Genomic DNA, 19,389 nt, shown 5'->3' with positions numbered 1-19,389 from the left:
AGATCGGTGCATGGAGGCCCGTCCCGTCACCGCTCTGCCCAAGACTCATCTGCACGTCCACTTCACCGGCTCGATGCGGCACAGCACGCTCGTTCAGCTCGCCGACAAGCACCGTGTGCACCTGCCCGACGCTTTGGTCGAGGAGTGGCCTCCCCGGTTGCGCGCCACGGACGAACGCGGCTGGTTCCGGTTCCAGCGCCTCTACGACATCGCCCGTTCGGTGCTGCGGGACGAGGACGACGTACGGCGGCTGCTGCGCGAGGCGGCCGAGGACGAGGCCGCGGAGGGCTCCGGCTGGCTGGAGATCCAGGTCGACCCGAGCGGGTACGCCGGGCGGTTCGGCGGGGTGACGCCCTTCACGGACCTGGTGATGGACGCGGCGCGGGAGGCCGTGGAGGTCACCGGGGTGGGCATCGGCGTGATCATCGCGGCCAACCGCACCCGGCATCCCCTCGACGCCCGGACGCTGGCGCGGCTCGCCGCCCAGTACGCCGGGCGCGGGGTCGTCGGCTTCGGGCTGTCCAACGACGAGCGACGCGGCCGGGCGTACGACTTCGACCGGGCGTTCGCGATCGCCAAGCGGGCCGGGCTGCTGTCGGTGCCGCACGGGGGCGAGCTCCTGGGCCCGGCGAGCGTACGGGCCTGCCTCGACGCGCTGGGGGCCGACCGGATCGGGCACGGGGTGCGCGTGGTCGAGGATCCGTTCCTGATGGACACCGTCGCGGCGCGCGGCGTCACCCTGGAGGTCTGCCCGGCGTCGAACGTCGGGCTCGGCGTCTACGCCGTGGCCGGTGACGTGCCCCTACGGCGGCTCTTCGAGGCGGGGGTGCCGATCGCGCTGGGCGCCGACGACCCGCTGCTGTTCGGGTCGCGGCTGGCCCATCAGTACGAGCTGGCCCGCCGGGAGCACGGGTTCACCGACGAGGAGCTGGCCGAACTGGCGCGCTACTCGATCCGAAGCTCGGCCGCCCCCGCCGAGACGCAGAAACGCCTTCTCGAAGGCGTGGACACCTGGCTCGGGACACCGCGCGGAACGGCCCGCACGGCGGCGGACGAAATGGAATGATCGGACACCGTGATCCTCCGTACCGCGACTGCCGAAGAAGCCGCACGGCTGGCCCCGTACCTCCCCGTCACGCACGCCGTCCTCGACGGTGACCGGCTGGCCGGCGGTTTGAGCCTGATCGAGGCCCGGCCCGGCGTCCGGGAGGTGAGCGTCTGGGTGATCCCCGAGGAGCGCCGCCGCGGAGTGGCGAGCAAGGCCCTGCGGACGCTGACCGAGCAGGCCGACGGACGGCTGGAGATGATCACCGACGTCGTCGACACGGTCTCCCAGCGCGTCGCGCTGAACGCCGGGTTCACGCGCGAGTCCGTGCGCCGGGGCAGTGGCCCGGAGGGCGGCGGCCGGCCGGACGAGGTCGTCTGGGCCTGGCTGCCGGGCGACCCGGCCGGACCGTCCCCGCGACCGCTGCCGGACCTGCGGAACGGCGAGTTGCGCGACGGCGAGGTGAGCCTGCGCCCGCTCGGCCCCGCCGACGCGGACGACCTGTGGACCCTGATGAACCTGCCCGACGTCCGCCACCGGTCCCTCTACACGCAGGAGCGGCCGCGCGCCGACATCGTCCGGCGCTGCGAGCGCGCGGCGAGCGAGTGGCTGGCGGGCAACCGCGCGGACTTCGTGATCCGGGTCGGCGACGCGTTCGCCGGGGACATCGGCCTCTACAACGAGGCGTGGAGCCGGCAGGCGATGGTCGGCTACAGCATGCTGCCGGAGTTCCGCGGCAGGGGCGTCGCGACCCGCGCCGTACGGCTGGTCAGCGCCTGGGCGTTCGAGATCGGCGTGCAGCGGCTCGTGGCCGGGACCATGACGGACAACGTGGCGTCGCAGCGGGTGCTGGAGAAGGCCGGGTTCGTCCGCGAGAGCGTTCAGCGGTCCCGCTTCGACCGCCCCGACGGCACACGCGCCGACGACGTCCTCCACGTCCTGCTCCCCTGACCGGGGTTGCGCCGTGAAGGTCGTAGTGGGCGAGGATCTCACGCTGTTGCGGGACGGTCTCATCCGCATGCTGCAGGCGTACGGCTTCGAGGTGGTCGCCGCGGTCGACAACGGGCCGGACCTTCTCCGTGAGCTGGTCGAACGGCGGCCGGACGTGGCCGTCGTCGACATCCGGCTGCCACCGACCCACACCGACGAAGGGCTGCGTGCCGCGCTGGCGGCGCGGGCCGAGGTGCCGGGGCTTCCGATCCTGGTGCTGTCGCAGTACGTCGAACGGCTCTACGCGCGGGAACTGCTCGCCGACGGCCGTGGGGGCATCGGCTATCTGCTCAAGGACCGGGTCTCCGACATCGGCGAGTTCGTCGACGCGGTGCGCCGGGTCGCCGCCGGCGGCACCGCGCTGGACCCCAAGGTCGTGGCGAAACTGCTGGACAACCGCGAGCGGGTGCTGCCGCTGGACCGGCTCACGCCGCGCGAACGCGAGGTGCTCGCCCACATGGCCGAGGGCCGGTCCAACGCCGCGATCGGCGCCGCTCTGTTCATCACGGAGAAGGCGGTCGCGAAGCACACGAACAACATCTTCGCCAAGCTCGGCCTGCAGTCGTCCGACGACCACAACCGGCGGGTGCTCGCCGTCCTGGCGTACCTCGACGGATAGAGGTACCAGTACCCCCATCAAGGGGGATCCAGCCTCCTCGTGGCCGGGCCGGCGCGCGACGAGGCTGGCCCTCATGACGACCACACCCTCCCTCCCCGCACCGGCCGCGCCCCCGGCGGGCCCCGTGCGACGCGCCGAGCGCGCACCGGCGCCCGACCTGGCCCGTGGCGTGATGCTGCTGTTCATCGCGCTGGCCAACGCGAGCAACTCCGCCTTCGCCGGCCAGCCCGGCCTCGACGGCACGCCCCACGGCGCGCAGCGCGTCGTGAACTTCCTGATGTCGATGTTCGTCGAGAGCCGCGCGTACCCGGTCTTCGCCGTCATGTTCGGTTACAGCCTCGTCCAGCTGGCCTCCCGGCAGCGCGCCGCGGGCGCCGACGAGCGGCGCGTCCTGCTGCGCCGCAACACCGCGCTCGTGGGCTTCGGGCTCGTCCACGGGATCCTCCTGTACTGGGGGGACTTCCTCGGCGCCTACGGGATCGTGGGGATCCTCGCGACCCTGCTCCTGTTGCGCCGCGGCGACCGGTTCCACCGGATCGTCCTGTGGCTGTGGGGCATCCAGACGGTCAGCGCCGTCGTCCTGACCGGGCTGGCCTTCGCCGGCGCCCGAGGCGGGCACGCCGTCCTCACCAACACCCCCGACCCCTCGCTGGCCGCCTCCTCGTACGGGCGCGCGCTGCTCGACCGGCTCACTGAATGGCCGGTGCACACCGCGACCGTCGTCCCGTTCATCGTCATCGTGTGGCTGGGCATCTGGGCCGCGCGCCGCCGCGTGCTCGAAGAGCCGGCCGCGCACCGGAGGCTTCTGCGCCGCACCGCCGTCGTCTGCCTCGGCATCACCTTCGCCGGCGCCCTGCCCTACGCACTCGTGACCGCGGGCGTCCTCCACCTCGACACCGGTACCGTCGGGGCCATGGCCCGCGTCCATGACATCACCGGCGAGTACGGCGGGCCCGGCTACGTCGCCCTGTTCGGCCTGCTGGCGCTGAGACTGAGCGGGGCGCCCCGTGGACGGGCGCTGCTCGGCCCGGTGAGCGCGCTCGGCCAGCGCTCGCTGAGCGGCTACCTGTTCCAGTCGGTGGCCTGGCTGGTGCTGTTCTCCCCGTGGGCACTGCACCTCGGCGGCACCTACGCCGCTCTGCTCGCCGCGGTGGCCGTCTGGGCGGTGTCGCTGGCGGCCGCGCAGGCGATGAGCGCGGCGGCGTACCGGGGACCGGCCGAGACGCTGCTGCGCCGGATCACCTACCGCCCGGCCCGGCGGACCTCCGCATGACGACCGGTCGGCGGCGGATCGTCGCCCGCCTCGGAGTGGCCGCGGTGCCCTGTGCCGTGGCCACTTCGGCCTGGGCGGTCACCGGCGTCGACGACTTCTGGCCCCGCTGGGTGTACTTCGGGGTCGGCACCGTGCTGGCCGCGGAGTTCCTGTTGCGCCGGGCGCTGCGCGTCCGGCCCCGCCGGCGCCGGTGGCTCGCCGTCGACGGCGCGCTCTGCGGCCTGCTCGTGCTCGTCGACGTCACCGTCTGGGTGCTGAGCGGCGGTGGGTATTTCTGGCCGATCTGGCAGGCCCTCGCGCTGTCCGCCGTGTTCTCGCTCCACGCGTGGATGGTCGGCCGCCCCCTCGGGGCGCGGGAGCGCGAACTCGCCGCCCGGGTCACCCGCCTCACCCGTTCCCGTCGCGGGGCGGTCGACCGCCAGGCCGCCGAGCTCAAGCGCGTCGAACGCGACCTGCACGACGGCGCGCAGGCCCGGATGGTCTCCCTCGCGCTCACGCTCGGCCTGTCCGGCGAGCTGCTCCGCCGCGACCCCGACGCCGCGGCGCGGCTGCTCGACGAGGCCCGGGCGACCGCCGTCGCCGCGCTCGACGATCTCCGCGCCGTCATGCACGGCATCCATCCGGCGGTCCTGGCCGACCGTGGTCTCGGCGACGCCGTCCGCGCGCTCGTGCTCGACCTCGCCGTACCGGTGACCGTGACCGGCGACCCGCCGCGGGCCCTGCCCGCCGCCCTCGAGACGGCCGTGTACTTCGCGGTCGCCGAGTGCCTGAGCAACGTCGTCAAGCACAGCGAGGCCACCGCCGCGGAGGTCGCCTTCACCGGCGGCCCGGACGTCCTGCGGGTCACCGTCACGGACGACGGCGTCGGCGGCGCGAGCCCGGCCGGCGGCACCGGCCTGCGCGGCATCATCGACCGCCTCGACGCCGTCGACGCCGACCTGCACGTCTCCAGCCCGCCCGGCGGCCCCACCGTCGTCACGATCACCGTTCCGCTCACCGACGGCTCGTAGGTGAGCGTGGGCGGAGACGGCGGTGCGCGAGGTGGACGTACGGGGGCGCGTCAGAGGCCGACGCCGACGAAGACGGGTTCGTTGACGAGCGTGACGCCGAAGGCGGCGCGGACGCCGTCCCGTACCTCGCGGGCCAGGGCGAGGAGGTCCTCGGTGCGTCCGCCGTCGGCGTTGGTCAGCGCCAGGGTGTGCTTGGTCGAGATCCGGACCGGACCCCGGCCGTACCCCTTCGTGAAGCCGGCCTTGTCGATCAGCCAGGCGGCCGAGGTCTTCGTACGCCCGTCGGGCTCCGGATAGCGCGGGAACGCCGCGTCCGGGCCGAGCCGGTCGGCGACGCGCTTCTCCAGGTCGGCGACCTGGTCGGGGTCCAGGATCGGGTTGGTGAAGAACGACCCGGCGCTCCGCGTGTCGGGATCTGCCGGGTCGAGGACCATGCCCTTGCCCCGGCGCAGGCCGAGGACCGCCTCGCGGGCGTCGCGGAGCGGCACCCGGGTCCCCGGGTCGACTCCGAGCGTCCGGGCGAGTTCGGCGTACCGGATCGGGGCGGACAGGTCGTCGTGCTCAAGGGCGAACGTCACCTCGAGCACGACGTGCCGGTCGGCGCCCTTGAACGCGCTGCTGCGGTAGCCGAACCGGCAGGCGTCGCGATCGAGGACGACGACCTCGCCGCGTTCGCGGTCGTACGCGCGGACCTCGACGATCGTCTCGCTGACGTCCTGGCCGTACGCGCCGACGTTCTGGATCGGGGTGGCGCCGAGCAGGCCCGGGACGCCGGACAGGCACTCGACCCCGGACAGCCCCTCCTCGACGCACCGGGCGACGAACGGGTCCCATTCCTCGCCCGCGCGGGCGCGTACGAGCACGCGGCCGTCGCCGGAGCCGCCCGCCCCCGTGGTCACGCCGCGCGTGGCGACGTGCACGACGGTGCCGGGGAAGCCCTCGTCGGCGACGACGAGGTTGCTGCCGCCGCCGAGGACGAGCACGGGCTCGCCCTCCCGGTCGGCGCGGCGGACGGCGTCGATCAGCTCGTCGTCGGTCGTGGCCTCGACGAAGCACCGTGCCGGGCCGCCGAGCCGCAGGGTCGTGTAGCCCGCGAGGCGGACCTGTTCGCAGCGGACCGCCATCAGGCGAGGCGGACCGTGGCCTTGGCGCGGGTGAGGACCTTCTGGCCGTCCGACCGGGCGGTCAGCGCGACCACGACCGTGTTGTCGTCGCGCTTGTCCTCGATCACACCGGTGATCTCGATCTCGGTGCCGCCGTCGTTGGGCACGACGACCATCGAGGAGAACCGCACGCCGTACTCCACGACCGCGCCCGGGTCGCCGGCCCAGTCGGTGACGTACCGGCCGCCCTGCGCCATCGTGAACATGCCGTGCGCGATCACGTCGGGCAGGCCGACGGACTTGGCGAACTGCTCGTTCCAGTGGATCGGGTTGAAGTCACCGGACGCGCCGGCGTACTTCACCAGGTCGAGGCGCTGGACCGGGTACGTCTTGGCGGGGAGCTCCTGGCCGACCTCGACCTCGTCGTACTTCACCGTCGCGGTCATGGTCAGGCACCTCGCTCGATGATGACGTTGTGGGCCGTGCACACGTGCTCGCCGTCGACCGTCGTGATAACGGTCTGGATGTCGAGGCGCTCGTTGCGGCCGATCGAGCGGATCCCCGCGATCGTCGACTCGGCCGTGACGACGTCGCCCGCGTGCAGGGGCCGGTTGTACTCGAACCGCTGCTCGCCGTGGACGACCATCGCGTAGTTCAGGCCGAGCTCGGGATCGGTCAGGGACGCCCCGCCGATCGAGATGACGATGGGGAAGGTCGGCGGCGCGATCACGTCGGGATGCCCGGCGGCCTTGGCCGCCTCAGGGTCACGGTAGACCGGGTTCAGGTCTCCGACGGCGTCCGCGAACTCCCGGATCTTCAGCCGGGTGACCTCGTACGGCTCCGAGGGCGGGAAGGCCCGCCCGATGAACTCGCGGTTGAGCGCCATTCAATCCGTCCCTTCCCGGGATACCCGTGTCCGCGCCAGGTGATCGATCCTGCGACGTTAACAGACGTGCTTCAGCCCGCCCCGGCGACTGGGCCGGGACGGGCTGTGTACGTCAGGGAACGCCGGCCGGCGAGCCCGCATCCGCCTCAGCGGGTCTCGCGGTGCGCCTGGTGCTTACGGCAGTTCGGGCAGTACTTCTTCAGCTCCAGGCGATCCGGGTCGTTACGCCGGTTCTTCCGGGTGATGTAGTTGCGGTGCTTGCACTCCTGGCAGGCCAGCGTGATCTTTGGCCGTACGTCGGTGGCAGCCACGAGGGAGTGCCTTTCTGGTGAGGGACACTGGACAGCGACCTACCGCCTCCCTGCGAGAGGGAAGGCGGTGAGGTGGTAGCGGAGGCCGGACTTGAACCGGCGACACAGCGATTATGAGCCGCTTGCTCTGCCTGACTGAGCTACTCCGCCGCGAGGTCGGGACGACCGGAGAAAAGGATACCGGACTCCCCGGGCCCGCCCGAACAGACGAAACCCCGGCCCACTGCGGCGGACCGGGATATCGGCTGCTAGAGCCCCCTTACGGAATCGAACCGTAGACCTTCTCCTTACCATGGAGACGCTCTGCCGACTGAGCTAAGGGGGCGTGCGCCCTTCCGCGCTCCGTAACCATACACGCTGCGCGGCCCGGACACGAAATCGATTCATCGCCCCAGCTCAGCGGGGTCAGCGGAGGAGCCGGCGGGCGATGACGACCTGCTGGATCTGGCTGGTGCCCTCGTAGATCCGGAACAGGCGTACGTCGCGGTACAGCCGCTCGACGACGACACCGCGCATGTAGCCCATGCCGCCGAAGATCTGGACGGCGCGGTCGGCGACGCGACCGGCCATCTCCGAGCAGAAGTACTTCGCACAGGAGGGGCCGAGCTTGCGGTCCTCCCCCGTGTCGTACGCCTCGGCCGCCTGCAGCACCATCGCGCGGCCCGCGTACAGCTCGGTCTGCGAGTCGGCGATCAGCCCCTGGATCAGCTGGTACTCCCCGATCGCCCGGCCGCCCTGGCGCCGCTCCCTGGCGTACGCGACGGTCTCGTCGAGGAGGCGCTGCGCCACTCCGACGCACACGGCCGCGATGTGCAGCCGGCCGTGCGCGAGCGAGGCCATCGCCGTACGGAAGCCGGTGCCCTCCGCGCCGACCATCGCCGACGCCGGGACCCGTACGCCGTCGAAGTACACCTCGGCGGTGTGCGCGCCGCGCTGGCCCATCTTCTCGTCGGAGGGCCCGACCGTGAGGCCGGGCGTACCCGCCTCCACGATGAAGGTCGAGATCCCCCGCGATCCCTCCTCGCCGGTCCGGGCGAAGACCATGAAGACGTCGGCCTCGGGCGCGTTCGTGATGAAGCGCTTGGCGCCGTCGATCCGGTAGTGGTCGCCGTCGCGTACGGCCTTGGTCGTCAGGGCGCTGGGGTCGGAGCCCGCCTCCGCCTCGGTCAGCGCGAACGCCGCGATGGCCTCGCCGGCGGCCAGCCGGGGCAGCCAGCGGTCCCGCTGCTCGTCGGTTCCGGCCTTGACGAGGACCTGGCCCGCGATGCCGTTGCTGGTGCCGAACATCGACCGGAACGCCGGGCTCGCGTACCCGAGTTCGAACGCGAGGCGCACCTCCTCGCGCATCGACAGGCCGAGCCCGCCGTACGCCTCCGGCAGCGCGTAGCCGAACAGGCCCATGTCGCCCGCGGCCCGCCGAAGGTCGTCCGGAATGCCGTCCGTGGTCTCGATCTCGTCCTCGCGCGGGATCACCCGCTCGCGGACGAAGGTCCGTACGGCGTCGAGCACGTCTGCGAAGTCCTGGGCGTCCACGCGTCCTCCGATAACCGAATCGGATTCTTGTCTGGAAACACTCTATTCGGACAGTCCAGACTGATCGCGTTGACTCTGACACTGTGTGAGCGCCTACACCGGGACGTGTCATGTTCACCATCGGAGACTTCGCCCGGCTCGGCCGCGTGTCCGTGCGCATGCTGCGGCACTACGACGCACTCGGCCTCCTCCGGCCCGCCCGGGTCGACCGGGCCACCGGCTACCGCTACTACGACGCGGGGCAGCTGTCCCGGCTCAACCGCCTGATCGCGCTCAAGGACCTCGGCCTCAGCCTGGAACAGGTGGGCCTGATCCTCGGCGACCGGGTCGGGCCGGCGGAGCTGGACGGCATGCTGCGGCTGCGCCGCGCGGAGCTTGCGGCCCACGTGGCCGAGGAGACCGCGCGCCTGGCCAGGGTCGAGGCGAGGCTCCGAATGATCGAAACGGAGGGCTCCATGCCCGCTGACGTCGTCATCAAGAAGCTGCCCCCGGTGCGCCTCGCCGAGCTCACCGCGACCGTGGAGGGCTACGAGTCGGAGAAGATCACCCCGGTGATCCAGCCGCTCTACCGGGACCTGTTCGAGCGCCTGCAGGCGGCGGGCCTGGCCGTCACCGGCCCGGCCGTCGCCTACTACGAACAGGTGCCCGAGGGCGTGCGCATCCACGCGGGCGCGCCGGTGAACGCCGGCACGGGCGAACGGTACGACTTCGCCATCGTCGACCTGCCGGCGATCGAGCAGGCGGCCACCGTCATCCACCACGGGCCGATGGACCAGGTCGACGTGGTGTTCCAGAGGCTCGCCCGGTGGATCGAGGAGAACGGCTACCGGAGCACCGGCCTGGCGCGCGAGGTCTACCTGCGGTACGGCGAGGGCGACCCCGCGTCCTGGGTGACGGAGCTACAGGAGACCGTGACGCGCTGACCGCCGACCGCCTCCCGCCGGCGGAAGGCAGGGGCCGCCGGCGGAAGGCGGGGCCGTCGGCGGGAGGCCGAGCCGCCGGCGGGAGGCGGGGGCCGCCGAATCGCGCGTCCTGGGATGATGCGGACCATGCCCTCCCCCAGTGATCAACGCACCGTGCGACCCCCGGGCGACGACGCGGAGATCCCGGCGTTCTGGCGGTCCCTCGGCCTGCCCGGCCTCATCGACGTGCACACCCACTTCATGCCGGACAACGTCCTGACCAAGGTCTGGGCGTACTTCGACCGGTTCGCCGAGACGGACGGCCGGCCGCGCTGGGAGATCCGGTACCGCCACGAGGAGGAGCGGCGGCTGCGCCTGCTGCGGGAGTTCGGGGTGCGGCGGTTCACCGCGATGCTCTACCCGCACCGTCCCGGGATGGCCGAGTGGCTGAACGGCTGGGCGGCCGGCTTCGCCGCCCGTACGCCCGACTGCCTGCACACGGCCACCTTCTTCCCCGAACCGGAGGCGGGCACGTACGTCGCGGCGGCGATCGGGGACGGGGCCAGGGTGTTCAAGGCCCACGTCCAGGTCGGGGCGTACGACCCCCGCGATCCGCTCCTGGACCCGGTGTGGGGGCTGCTGGCGGAGTCGCGCACCCCGGTCGTCGTCCACTGCGGCTCCGGGCCCGAGCCGGGACCGCACACGGGCCCGGCCGCCTTCGCGGAGGTCCTGGCCCGCCATCCCCGGCTGATCGCGATCGTGGCGCACATGGGCATGCCGGAGTACGCCGAGTTCCTCGGCCTCGCCGACCGCCATCCGGGGCTCCACCTCGACACGACGATGGTGTTCACCGACTTCACCGAGGGCCTGCACCCATGGCCCGCCGGGCTGACGCCCCGCCTGGCCGACCTGAGGGACCGTGTCCTGCTGGGCACCGACTTCCCGAACATCCCGCACTCGTACGCCCACCAGCTCACGGCGCTGACGCGGCTCGGCCTCGGCGACGACTGGCTGCGCGCCGTCTGCCACGACAACGCCGTCCGGCTGTTCGCGCTCTGAGGCGATCCGGTCCGCCCGAGGGGCGCGGAACCGGGCGTTCCATGGGTCGGCGAGCGCGGGACCGGGCGTTCCCCTTCAGTGGGTCGGGGAGCGCGTGACCCGGGGCTCCCCTTCAGCGGGCCGGCGAGCGCGTGATCCGGGGCTTCTGGTCAGCGCGTCCAGCCGGCCGAGCGGGTGACCGGGCGCTCCTCGTCCGCCGGGGCCTCCACGGGACGTCCCTCGTACTGGGTGGACAGGACGACGTGAGTGTTCATCTCGCCGTGCTCGCCGAGGCGTTCCAGGAGGCCCTCCAGGTGCCGCATCGAGGCGACGCGGACCCGCAGCATCGTGCACCAGCCGCCGCTGAGCTTGTGCACCTCGGTGACCTCGGGGAAGTCCTCGGCCGTCGTCGTCTTCATCAGGCACCTGCCGAGCGCGCACCGCATCTGCACGAACGTCGTCAACGGCAGACCGGCCCGCGCGGCATCGATCCGCGCCGAGTACCCGGTGATCACTCCGGTCTCCTCGAGGCGGCGGACGCGCTCGGCGACGGCCGGCGGCGACAGGTGCACGTTCTGCGCGAGCCGGTTGTACGAGAGGCGTCCGTCGCGCTGCAACTCGGCGAGGATGCGCCAGTCCGTCTGATCCAGCGGTCTGTCCATCCGGAAACCCTGCACCGGGAAACTCCTTACGAACAAGCGGTGGATCGGACGAATGTCCGCTGATCGTCCGTTCTGTCGCGGCGGCGGACTTTCTAGCGTCTTACGCATGCGAACACCCCCTGTCGTGAACTCCCCGGACACCGCGGCCGTGCCTCGCGGACGCTCGATGGCGGCGCTGTTCTGCGGCGCGGCCCTGATGAACGCGGCGATGGCCATGACGAGCGCGGTTGCCACGATCGTCGCCGGAGACGCGCTCGGTGCGGCCTGGGGCGCGGTGCCGAACAGCGCCGGCGTCGTCGGCACGGGTGTCGGCGCGCTCGTCCTGACCTGGCTCGCGGGGCGGCGGGGACGGCGCGCCGGGCTGGTCCTCGGGTACGCGGCGGCCGCGCTCGGCGCCGGCCTCACGGTCGTCGCCGTGGCCGTCGGGGACGTCCCGGCCCTGATCGCCGGCATGCTGATGCTCGGCCTCGGCAACGCCGGGGCGCAACTGTCCCGCTACGCGGCCGCCGACCTGTACCCCGCGCACCGGCGCGGGTTCGCCCTCGGCCTGCTGGTGTGGGCCGGCACGGTCGGCGCGGTCGGCGGCCCGCTGCTGCTCGACCCGGCCGGCGCCGCCGCCCACCGCCTCGGCGCGGCCGCGATGACCGGACCGTTCCTCGCCGCGGCCGTGGCCGGTACGGTCGCGGCGGTCGCGGCCCTGGGAGCCCCCGCGGGCCGGGTACGGGTCGCCGCCTCTCCCCTGCCGCTCCGCGACCTGGTGCGCACGCCCGCCGCCCGGTCCGCGCTGTCGGTCATGGTCACGGCACAGGTCGTCATGGTCGCCGTCATGACCGCCGCTCCGATGGACATGCACATGCGCGGTCACGGGCTTGGCGCGGTCGGGGTGATCCTGTCGACGCACACGCTCGGCATGTTCGCGCTGTCGCCGCTCACCGGGCGGCTGGTCGACCGCGCCGGCGCCCGCCCGGTCATGCTCGCCGGGTTGCTGTCCCTGGCCGTCGCCGCGCTGCTCGCCGCGGCCGCGCCGGAAGGCGAGATGGCGCTGCGGGCGGGCGCGCTGTTCCTGCTCGGCTACGGGTGGAACCTGTGCTTCGTCAGCGGCAGCGGCCTGCTCGCCCGCGACCTGCCCGCGGCCGAGCGGGCCCGGGTCGAGGGCGCGGTCGACGCGGCGGTGTGGGGCATCGCGGCCGTCGCCAGCCTGGCCTCCACCCTTCTCCTGTCCGTCGGCGGGTACCCGGCCCTGGCGGCCCTGTCGTGCGTTCTCCTGGCGGTGCCGCTCGTCCTGGTCCTGTTCGGCGGTGACGTCGCCCGGCGGTCGTCGTCATGACCTGACCCGCGCTGCCGCGGTCCGACGTGCAGAGCCACGCGGCGGCGGAAGAACAAGACTGTTGTTCGGCGCGCCGGCGAGGCAGTGTGGTCGTCGGGCCGAGGATTCGTCCCCGTACGGCCGGTGGCCATTCCACGGAGACGAAAAAAGAACTACCCTATTGCCTAATTGTCTTCATATTCCCGGCAATGACGATAGTTCTCAAAAGAATTATAACAGCAGCGAGGCGAAATTGTCCAACAGTGAGCTCGAGCGCGAGCAGGAATACGTCGCGATGCTCTACCGGCGGGTCGACGAGCTGCGCGAACACGCGTCGAAGCGGCTGGCCGGAGTGCTGCGGGAGGACGGCGGAACCCGGCAGGCGCGCGTCGAGCGGGAGTCCGCGTTCGCCCGCTACACCGAGCGGGTGGCGAGACTGGACGCGGCCGAGAACGGCCTGTGCTTCGGCCGGCTCGACCTGCGCACCGGCGAACGCCGCTACATCGGCCGGATCGGCATCCTGGACGACTCCGACGAGGGCGACCCGCTGCTGGTCGACTGGCGCGCGCCGGCCGCGCGCCCGTTCTACGTGGCCACCGCCGCCGCGCCGGAGGGCGTCCGCCGCCGTCGCCACATCACCACGCGCCGGCGCCGGGTGGTGGACCTGGACGACGAGGTCCTGGACAGCGAGGCGCTCGATGCCGCCGGCGAGGAGGGGCTGATCGGGGAGGCCGCGCTGCTGGCGGCGGTCAACGCCGGACGCACCGGCCGGATGCGGGACATCGTCGAGACCCTGCAGGCGGAGCAGGACGAGATCATCCGCTCCGACCACCGGGGCGTCCTGGTCGTGCAGGGCGGACCGGGCACGGGCAAGACCGCCGTCGCGCTGCACCGCGCCGCGTACCTCCTCTACACCCACCGGAACCTGGCCAAGCGCGGCGTCCTCGTCGTGGGCCCGAACGCGACCTTCCTGCGCTACATCGGCCAGGTGCTGCCCGGCCTCGGCGAGACGAACGTGCTGCTGTCGACGGTCGGCGGCCTGTTCCCCGGCGTCGAGGCGCGGCGCGCCGAGCCACCCGCGACCGCCGAGGTCAAGGGCAGGGCGCTGATGGCCGGCGTGGTGGCCGCCGCCGTACGGGACCGGCAGGCCCCGCCCTGCGGCCCCGTGGAGATCCCGTACGGCGACGGGACGCTGCGGCTGGAGGAGGAGGATTACCGGCGTGCCGCGGTGTCGGCCCTCGGCGGCCGGGTGCTCCACAACGAGGCACGACGGATCTTCGTGCGCGAGATCCTCGACGTGCTCACCCGGCAGGCCGCCGAACGGATCGAGGCGGTCGTGCTCGACGACGGCGGGCGGCCCCTCGACGGCGGCGACGGGCGGGGCGTACTCGGTGATGCTGACGTACGGGCCCTGCTCGCGGCCGGGTACCCACGGGACCTGCTGGACGCCGACCACCTCCTCGACGCCGACGAGGACGCACGGCCCCTGCTCGACGAGTCCGACCTGGCCGAGCTGCGTACGGAACTCGCCGCCGGCGCCGGCGTGCGGGCCGCGCTCGACGAGATGTGGCCGAGCCTGACTCCGCAGCGGTTGCTGGAGGACCTGTTCGCCGATCCCCGCCGGCTCGCCTCGGCCGCGCCCGGCCTGACCGACGCGGAGCGCGAGTCGCTGCTGCGAGCGCCGGGCGGCGGCTGGACGCCCGCGGACGTCCCCCTGCTGGACGAGGCCGCCGAACTGCTGGGAGCCGACGACCGGGCGGTCGGCGCGGAGGCGACGGCCAGGGCGCGGGCGGCGGCCGAGCGCCGGGAACAGATCGCCTACGCGCGGGGAGTGCTCGACATCGCGTTCGGTTCGCGGTCCAGCGACCTGGAGGAGGGCGAGGAGGCCGAGATCCTCACCGCCGCCGACCTCCTCGGCGAGGAGGAGCTGGCCGAACGGCAGGAGGTCGCGACCCATCGTACGGTGGCCGAGCGGGCCGCCGCCGACCGGACCTGGACGTTCGGGCACGTGATCGTGGACGAGGCGCAGGAGCTCTCGGCGATGGCCTGGAGGCTGCTCATGCGCCGCTGCCCGAGCCGTTCGATGACGATCGTCGGCGACGTGGCCCAGACCGGTGACGCGGCCGGCGCCTCCTCGTGGGAGAGCGTGCTGCGGCCGCACGTCGGTGACCGGTGGCGCCTCGCGCAGCTGACCGTGAACTACCGCACCCCGGCCGAGATCATGGCCGTCGCCGCCGATCTGCTCGCCGCGCTCGACCCGGGCCTGCGGCCGCCCCGCTCGGTACGGGAGACGGGCGTACCGCCGTGGCGCCTGTCCACCACGCCGGCCGACCTGCCGAAGGTCCTGGCCGAGTGCGCCGCACGGGAGGTGGCGGCGCTGGAGGACGGCCGCCTCGCCATCATCGTCCCGGAGACCCGGCTCACGGAACTGGCCGCCGCCGTCCCCGAGGCGGCCCACGGCGCCGACCCCGACCTCGAACGCCCCGTCGTGATGCTCACGGTGCGCCAGGCCAAGGGCCTGGAGTTCGACTCGGTACTGATCGCCGACCCCGCGGCGATCCTGGCCGCCTCCCCGCGCGGCCGGAACGACCTGTACGTCGCGCTGACCCGCGCCACGCAACGACTCGGCATCCTCCACCCGGGCCCGCCCCCGGCCGACCTGTCCGGGCCCTCGGTGCCGGAGGCCGGCGCGGAGCGGGCCTGACGAATTTCAGGCCGCCTGCGAGGTGCGGGGCAGGCGGGCGGTGTGGACGAAGAAGCCCTTGATGCGCTGAATGGCGGTGGTGAACGCGTCGAGGTCGACGGGTTTGGTCACGTACGCGTTGGCGCGCAGCAGGTAGATGGCGCTGATGTCGTCGAGGTTGGCGGACGTGGTGAAGATGACGACCGGGATCGACCGCAGCTCGGCGTCGGACTTGACCTGTTCGAGCACCGCCCGCCCGCTGTACTTCGGCAGGTTCAGGTCCAGGAGCACGAGGTCGGGGCGGGGCGCGTCGGCGTACGCGCCCCGGCGGTACAGGAAGTCGAGGGCCTGCTGCCCGTCCTCCAGCACGATGAGCCGCGGCGGGTCGCCGTCATGATCGGCGAACGCCTCCTGGATGAGGATCTGATCGCCCGGGTCGTCCTCGACGATGAGGATGGTGACCTGCTGCTCCGCGGCGCTCATTCGGACACCGCCTGCTCGCCGGCGGGTGCTTCGGAGGAATCCTTGTCGTCGTGGTCGGTGAACAACGTGAGGAGCCCTTCGACGCGGTGGTCGGCGTCCGCCGGGTGCCGGAACGGGCGGGTGGGGTCGACGCTGTAGTGGTTCCGCCGCCCGACCTTGGTCCGATCGATGTAGCCGGCCTCTTCGAGGTCGTTCACGATCGTCTGCGCGGCGCGTTCGGTGATGCCGATCGTGTCGGCGATGTCACGGAGCCGCGTGTGCGGATTGCGGGCGATGACGATCAGCACCCGGGCGTGGTTGGTCAAGAAGGTCCAGGGCTTGTCATCGGCTGTTCCGCCGTCCCGCCTCACGTGATCTCCCTCTCCGGCCCCGGCGCCACCGGCAACCGATCCTCGTCTCATGAGACTTGTTTACGGAATATTATTTCATGAAGACTTGACCGTGACTACCGGGAGGGAGAGGCTCAAGAGGTGCTGACACACCCCGCTCCCCGGCCGACCTCGGCCGGGCACCCGCTCGGCACCGCCGCCATGATCACCATCAGCGCCGCCGGTGATCAGGTGTGTGTCGCCCTGGCCGGTGAGGTCGACGCGACCAACGCCGACCGGCTGCGGACGACACTGTTCACCCACATCGGCGAAGGCCGTACCCGGGTGGTCCTCGACGTCGGCGCCCTGACCTTCATCGACTGCGCCGGCTTGACCGCCATCCGGAAGGCCGCCGCCTGCGCCGAGGCCCTCGGAGGATCGCTCCGGCTGCACGGCGAAGCACGTCCCGCCGTCCGCCGGATGCTGCAGCTGACCAGGATGGCCGCGTCGTTCAGCGGCCGGTGAGCGGTCGAACGACGACGCGTCACCGGCGTCCGCCGAACTCCCACGCGTGAACCTCGGTCTCGGCGTACCGGACCGGGGTCAGTACGGCGCGCGCCGTGTCCGGATCCGGCGCCCTGACCAGCACGGCGGTCCCCAGCCACGTGGTTCCGTCGTCGGACAGCAGCGGCCCGTACGCGATCAGCTCGTCCCGCTCGGACGGAACGGCGAGATCGGCGCCCTTCTCCGGGCCGAGACCGAGCACCAGGAACCGGCTCCCGCCGCTCCGGCCGCCAGGAAAGTCCCACATGGTGCGTCCCAGCAGGTTCCGCCACCGGCGCAGCAGCACGTCCCGGTACACGCCGGCCTGGTGGTTCGGCTCGTCGAACGCGAACGCACGGGCGGCAGCGGGATCGGGCAGGTCGACGATGTGCACGCTGCCGGTCGGCGTCTCCCCATCGCCGGCGAAGGTCGGGCCGCGGGCGATGAGCTCCCTCTCGTACCGGTCCATGTAGGACCAGTGCGCCTCCCCCAGTTCCGTGCGCAACGCCAGGGAGCCGGACCGGTCGCGGTGATAACAGAAGAACTCCATGCCCCGACAGTCTTCACCACGCGCACCGACTTGATCGGCTTCATGCCCTTGTGACGGACTGCTGCCCGGTCATGTGATTTTGATCTATGGTTGCGTCGCAACGCCGGACCATCCGGTCCGCAGGCGACCTCCGCCATCACGTGAGCACGCGGTCGCCCGCGCTCCGGCTCGAGCATGTGCCCCGCCGAGGTCGCCGACCGTGACCAGGCAGTTCAAACGGAGGTCGAGAATGCCGGTCACGCGGGCGGGTCTCCACAGACAGATGGCTCAGGTGGTGGCCGGCACGCTCGCGCCCGACGAACGAGTGATAGCGGCGATGCTGACGTTGCGCGGTCCCACGCCCTGGCTGACCAAGTCGTTCGGCATGCTCGCGCTCCCCTTCCTGGTCCCTCTGTACTTCACCGTCACCGACAGGCGAGTGATCGTTCACAGGCTGTCCGCATATGACAATCACGTGATCTCACTCGTCTCCCACGACCCGTGCGCGGCGGTGGAGATCACAGCCGTCAGACGCAGGCCTCTCTGGAGCTCGTTCCGGTACCGAAGCCCGGGAATTCCCCAGCCGATCCGTGTCAACGTCCATCGGCGCAGGCGCACGGAGATGGACGCGCTCATCGCGCACCTTTCGGCAGCACCCCCGTGGCACGGCACCGGCGAGACCGGTCGGCGTCCCACGGCGGGACTTCACGGAGTGGACGAACCTCCTCATCACATGTAGCGCGGGGTGCTCCGCAGAGAGCTCCCGAGCGAGCTCGCCTCGGCGACGGGCCGATTGATCCGGCGCGATCGCTGACCCGCCCTCCTCGCTGATCCGGCGCCATCGCTCTACGCCGAGATCTCCGGTGGTCCTGACAGCCGAAAGTCTCGGTAACGGCGGACGCCTTCACCCTCGGGCGTGGCCGGGGGCTCGGTCGCTCGGCGGGATTTGCCGAACCGGCAACAGTGTTCACGACAGCCTCACGCTCCGCTGGAAGATCGGTGCCAGGGACGTCGGGCGGTCTACCGCTTCACGCCGGCTGACGTGCGCAGATGAGGATCGAATTCTGGAGGAATGATGTCGCAGCCCACTTCGGCCGAGGAGATCACGCATCGTCTGGTCTCGTCTCCAGCCGGTCGCATCCACCTGGTGGAGCAGGGTTCGGGGCCGCTGGTGCTGTTGGTGCACGGGTTCCCCGAGTCCTGGTACTCCTGGCGCCACCAGCTGCCCGTACTGGCCGCGGCCGGCTACCGGGCCGTCGCCGTCGACGTCCGTGGCTACGGCCGCTCTTCCAAGCCCGGGGACGTGGCCGCGTACCGGATGCTGGACCTGATCGAGGACAACGTCGCCGTCGTGCAGGCGCTGGGCGAGCAGACGGCAGTGATCGTCGGCCACGACTGGGGCGCGACCATCGCCGCGAACTCCGCCCTCGTACGGCCCGACGTCTTCCGCGCGGTCGGGCTGCTGAGCGTGCCCTACGCCCCACGCGGCGGACCGCGGCCGAGCGAGATCTTCGCGCAGATGGGCGGGGACCAGGAGTTCTACGTCCGCTACTTCCAGGAACCCGGCCGGGCCGAGGCCGAGATCGAACCGGACGTCCGTGGCTGGCTCGCCGGCTTCTACGCCGCCCTGTCCGCGGACACCATGCCGCCCGCCGACGCCCCCGACCCGCATTTCGTCTCCCCGGGCGGGACGCTGCGCGACCGTTTCCCCGCCGACCGGCTGCCCGCCTGGCTCAGTGAGGACGACCTGGACGTCTACGCCGCGGAGTTCGAGCGGACCGGCCTGAGCGGAGCTCTCAACCGCTACCGGAACATGGACCGGGACTGGGAGGACCTCGCCGACTTCGACGGCTCCCCCATCACCCAGCCGTCCCTGTTCATCGGCGGCTCGCTGGACGCCTCCACCACCTGGATGGCCGACGCCATCGAGGCCTACCCCGCCACCCTGCCGGGCCTGGTCTCCTCGCACATCCTCGACGGCTGCGGACACTGGATCCAGCAGGAACGGCGAGCAGAGGTCAACGAGATCCTGACCGGCTGGCTCGCCTCTCTGCCCGCCTGACGGCGTCCGCCGAACTGCCCCTCCTGAACTTCGATCTCGACGCACCGGACCGGGGCCGGCACGGCGCGCGCCGTACCCGGCTCCGGTGCCGGCCTTCATCACC

General features: G+C 72.2%; 20 protein-coding genes and 2 tRNA genes. 11 read left to right on the top strand and 11 right to left on the bottom strand.

Going from position 1 to position 19,389, the window contains the following annotated elements:
* Positions 1-10: 10 nt before the first annotated feature.
* The 5 genes from NE234_RS14840 (at position 11) to NE234_RS14820 (ending at position 4,937) form a co-directional block, all read left to right on the top strand.
* Positions 11-1,066 (top strand): adenosine deaminase, encoded by a 1,056-nt coding sequence (locus NE234_RS14840; RefSeq protein WP_252780292.1) that lies wholly within the window; start codon positions 11-13, stop codon positions 1,064-1,066.
* 9 nt (positions 1,067-1,075) lie between these two features.
* Positions 1,076-1,996: a GNAT family N-acetyltransferase gene (locus tag NE234_RS14835; protein WP_252780289.1), complete on the top strand. Its 921-nt coding sequence runs from the start codon at positions 1,076-1,078 to the stop codon at positions 1,994-1,996.
* 13 nt (positions 1,997-2,009) lie between these two features.
* Positions 2,010-2,654 carry a LuxR C-terminal-related transcriptional regulator gene (locus NE234_RS14830; RefSeq protein ID WP_252780286.1) on the top strand — a complete coding sequence of 215 codons (645 nt, stop codon included), beginning with the start codon at positions 2,010-2,012 and terminating at the stop codon, positions 2,652-2,654.
* Between the two features lie 73 nt (positions 2,655-2,727).
* A complete protein-coding gene (locus tag NE234_RS14825; RefSeq protein ID WP_252780284.1) occupies positions 2,728-3,927 on the top strand; it encodes a DUF418 domain-containing protein in 1,200 nt (399 codons plus the stop codon).
* Positions 3,924-4,937 (top strand): sensor histidine kinase, encoded by a 1,014-nt coding sequence (locus NE234_RS14820; protein ID WP_252780281.1) that lies wholly within the window; start codon positions 3,924-3,926, stop codon positions 4,935-4,937. Before NE234_RS14825 ends, NE234_RS14820 begins: the two co-directional genes overlap by 4 nt.
* A 50-nt stretch (positions 4,938-4,987) precedes the next feature.
* Here NE234_RS14820 and NE234_RS14815 read toward each other — a convergent pair whose 3' ends face one another.
* The 7 genes from NE234_RS14815 to NE234_RS45315 form a co-directional block, all read right to left on the bottom strand.
* Positions 4,988-6,061 (bottom strand): UDP-N-acetylmuramate dehydrogenase, encoded by a 1,074-nt coding sequence (locus NE234_RS14815; protein ID WP_252780278.1) that lies wholly within the window; start codon positions 6,059-6,061, stop codon positions 4,988-4,990.
* Positions 6,061-6,486: a MaoC family dehydratase gene (locus tag NE234_RS14810; protein WP_252780275.1), complete on the bottom strand. Its 426-nt coding sequence runs from the start codon at positions 6,484-6,486 to the stop codon at positions 6,061-6,063. Before NE234_RS14810 ends, NE234_RS14815 begins: the two co-directional genes overlap by 1 nt.
* 2 nt (positions 6,487-6,488) lie before the next feature.
* Positions 6,489-6,926, bottom strand: a complete 438-nt coding sequence (locus tag NE234_RS14805) for a MaoC family dehydratase N-terminal domain-containing protein (protein ID WP_252780273.1) — start codon at positions 6,924-6,926, stop codon at positions 6,489-6,491.
* Between the two features lie 146 nt (positions 6,927-7,072).
* Positions 7,073-7,237 carry a 50S ribosomal protein L33 gene (gene rpmG / locus NE234_RS14800; protein WP_252780260.1) on the bottom strand — a complete coding sequence of 55 codons (165 nt, stop codon included), beginning with the start codon at positions 7,235-7,237 and terminating at the stop codon, positions 7,073-7,075.
* Between the two features lie 73 nt (positions 7,238-7,310).
* Positions 7,311-7,387: transfer RNA gene (locus NE234_RS14795), tRNA-Met, on the bottom strand.
* Positions 7,388-7,489: 102 nt separating this feature from the next.
* Positions 7,490-7,562 (bottom strand) — tRNA-Thr (locus NE234_RS14790).
* Positions 7,563-7,642: 80 nt separating this feature from the next.
* Complete coding sequence (locus NE234_RS45315; RefSeq protein ID WP_252780239.1) at positions 7,643-8,770, bottom strand: acyl-CoA dehydrogenase family protein; 1,128 nt, start codon at positions 8,768-8,770, stop codon at positions 7,643-7,645.
* 110 nt (positions 8,771-8,880) lie between these two features.
* Here NE234_RS45315 and NE234_RS14780 point away from each other — a divergent pair, with 110 nt between their 5' ends.
* The gene (locus tag NE234_RS14780; RefSeq protein WP_252780230.1) at positions 8,881-9,693 is read left to right on the top strand and encodes a MerR family transcriptional regulator; all 813 of its coding nucleotides are present in this window, start codon (positions 8,881-8,883) and stop codon (positions 9,691-9,693) included.
* Positions 9,694-9,819: 126 nt separating this feature from the next.
* Positions 9,820-10,731 carry an amidohydrolase family protein gene (locus NE234_RS14775; RefSeq protein ID WP_252780209.1) on the top strand — a complete coding sequence of 304 codons (912 nt, stop codon included), beginning with the start codon at positions 9,820-9,822 and terminating at the stop codon, positions 10,729-10,731.
* Between the two features lie 149 nt (positions 10,732-10,880).
* On the opposite strand, the gene NE234_RS14770 is transcribed toward NE234_RS14775, so the two are convergent.
* Entirely contained in the window at positions 10,881-11,372 is a 492-nt protein-coding gene (locus NE234_RS14770) for an Lrp/AsnC family transcriptional regulator (RefSeq protein ID WP_252780206.1), read from the bottom strand.
* A gap of 106 nt (positions 11,373-11,478) precedes the next feature.
* On the opposite strand from NE234_RS14770, the gene NE234_RS14765 reads away from it, so the two are divergent.
* Entirely contained in the window at positions 11,479-12,699 is a 1,221-nt protein-coding gene (locus NE234_RS14765; RefSeq protein WP_252780204.1) for an MFS transporter, read from the top strand.
* 232 nt (positions 12,700-12,931) lie between these two features.
* A complete protein-coding gene (locus NE234_RS14760) occupies positions 12,932-15,382 on the top strand; it encodes a HelD family protein (RefSeq protein ID WP_252780202.1) in 2,451 nt (816 codons plus the stop codon).
* A 6-nt stretch (positions 15,383-15,388) separates the two neighbouring features.
* Here the strand turns inward: NE234_RS14760 and NE234_RS14755 are convergent, their stop codons facing one another.
* Positions 15,389-15,844, bottom strand: coding sequence for a response regulator (locus NE234_RS14755; protein WP_252780191.1), 456 nt, complete (start codon positions 15,842-15,844; stop codon positions 15,389-15,391).
* A complete protein-coding gene (locus NE234_RS14750) occupies positions 15,841-16,194 on the bottom strand; it encodes a helix-turn-helix transcriptional regulator (protein ID WP_252780187.1) in 354 nt (117 codons plus the stop codon). Before NE234_RS14750 ends, NE234_RS14755 begins: the two co-directional genes overlap by 4 nt.
* A 120-nt stretch (positions 16,195-16,314) precedes the next feature.
* On the opposite strand from NE234_RS14750, the gene NE234_RS14745 reads away from it, so the two are divergent.
* Positions 16,315-16,677 (top strand): STAS domain-containing protein, encoded by a 363-nt coding sequence (locus NE234_RS14745; protein ID WP_252780184.1) that lies wholly within the window; start codon positions 16,315-16,317, stop codon positions 16,675-16,677.
* A 19-nt stretch (positions 16,678-16,696) separates the two neighbouring features.
* Here NE234_RS14745 and NE234_RS14740 read toward each other — a convergent pair whose 3' ends face one another.
* Complete coding sequence (locus NE234_RS14740) at positions 16,697-17,245, bottom strand: YciI family protein (RefSeq protein WP_252780181.1); 549 nt, start codon at positions 17,243-17,245, stop codon at positions 16,697-16,699.
* Positions 17,246-18,299: 1,054 nt separating this feature from the next.
* Here NE234_RS14740 and NE234_RS14735 point away from each other — a divergent pair.
* Positions 18,300-19,286: an alpha/beta fold hydrolase gene (locus NE234_RS14735; protein ID WP_252780179.1), complete on the top strand. Its 987-nt coding sequence runs from the start codon at positions 18,300-18,302 to the stop codon at positions 19,284-19,286.
* The last annotated feature ends 103 nt before the right edge of the window (positions 19,287-19,389 follow it).

The sequence above is a fragment of the Actinoallomurus rhizosphaericola genome, assembly GCF_024055675.1.
Taxonomy (GTDB): Bacteria; Actinomycetota; Actinomycetes; order Streptosporangiales; family Streptosporangiaceae; genus Actinoallomurus; species Actinoallomurus soli.
Note: the sequence above shows the minus strand (reverse complement) of the source record. Positions and strands in the feature narration are given on the sequence as shown.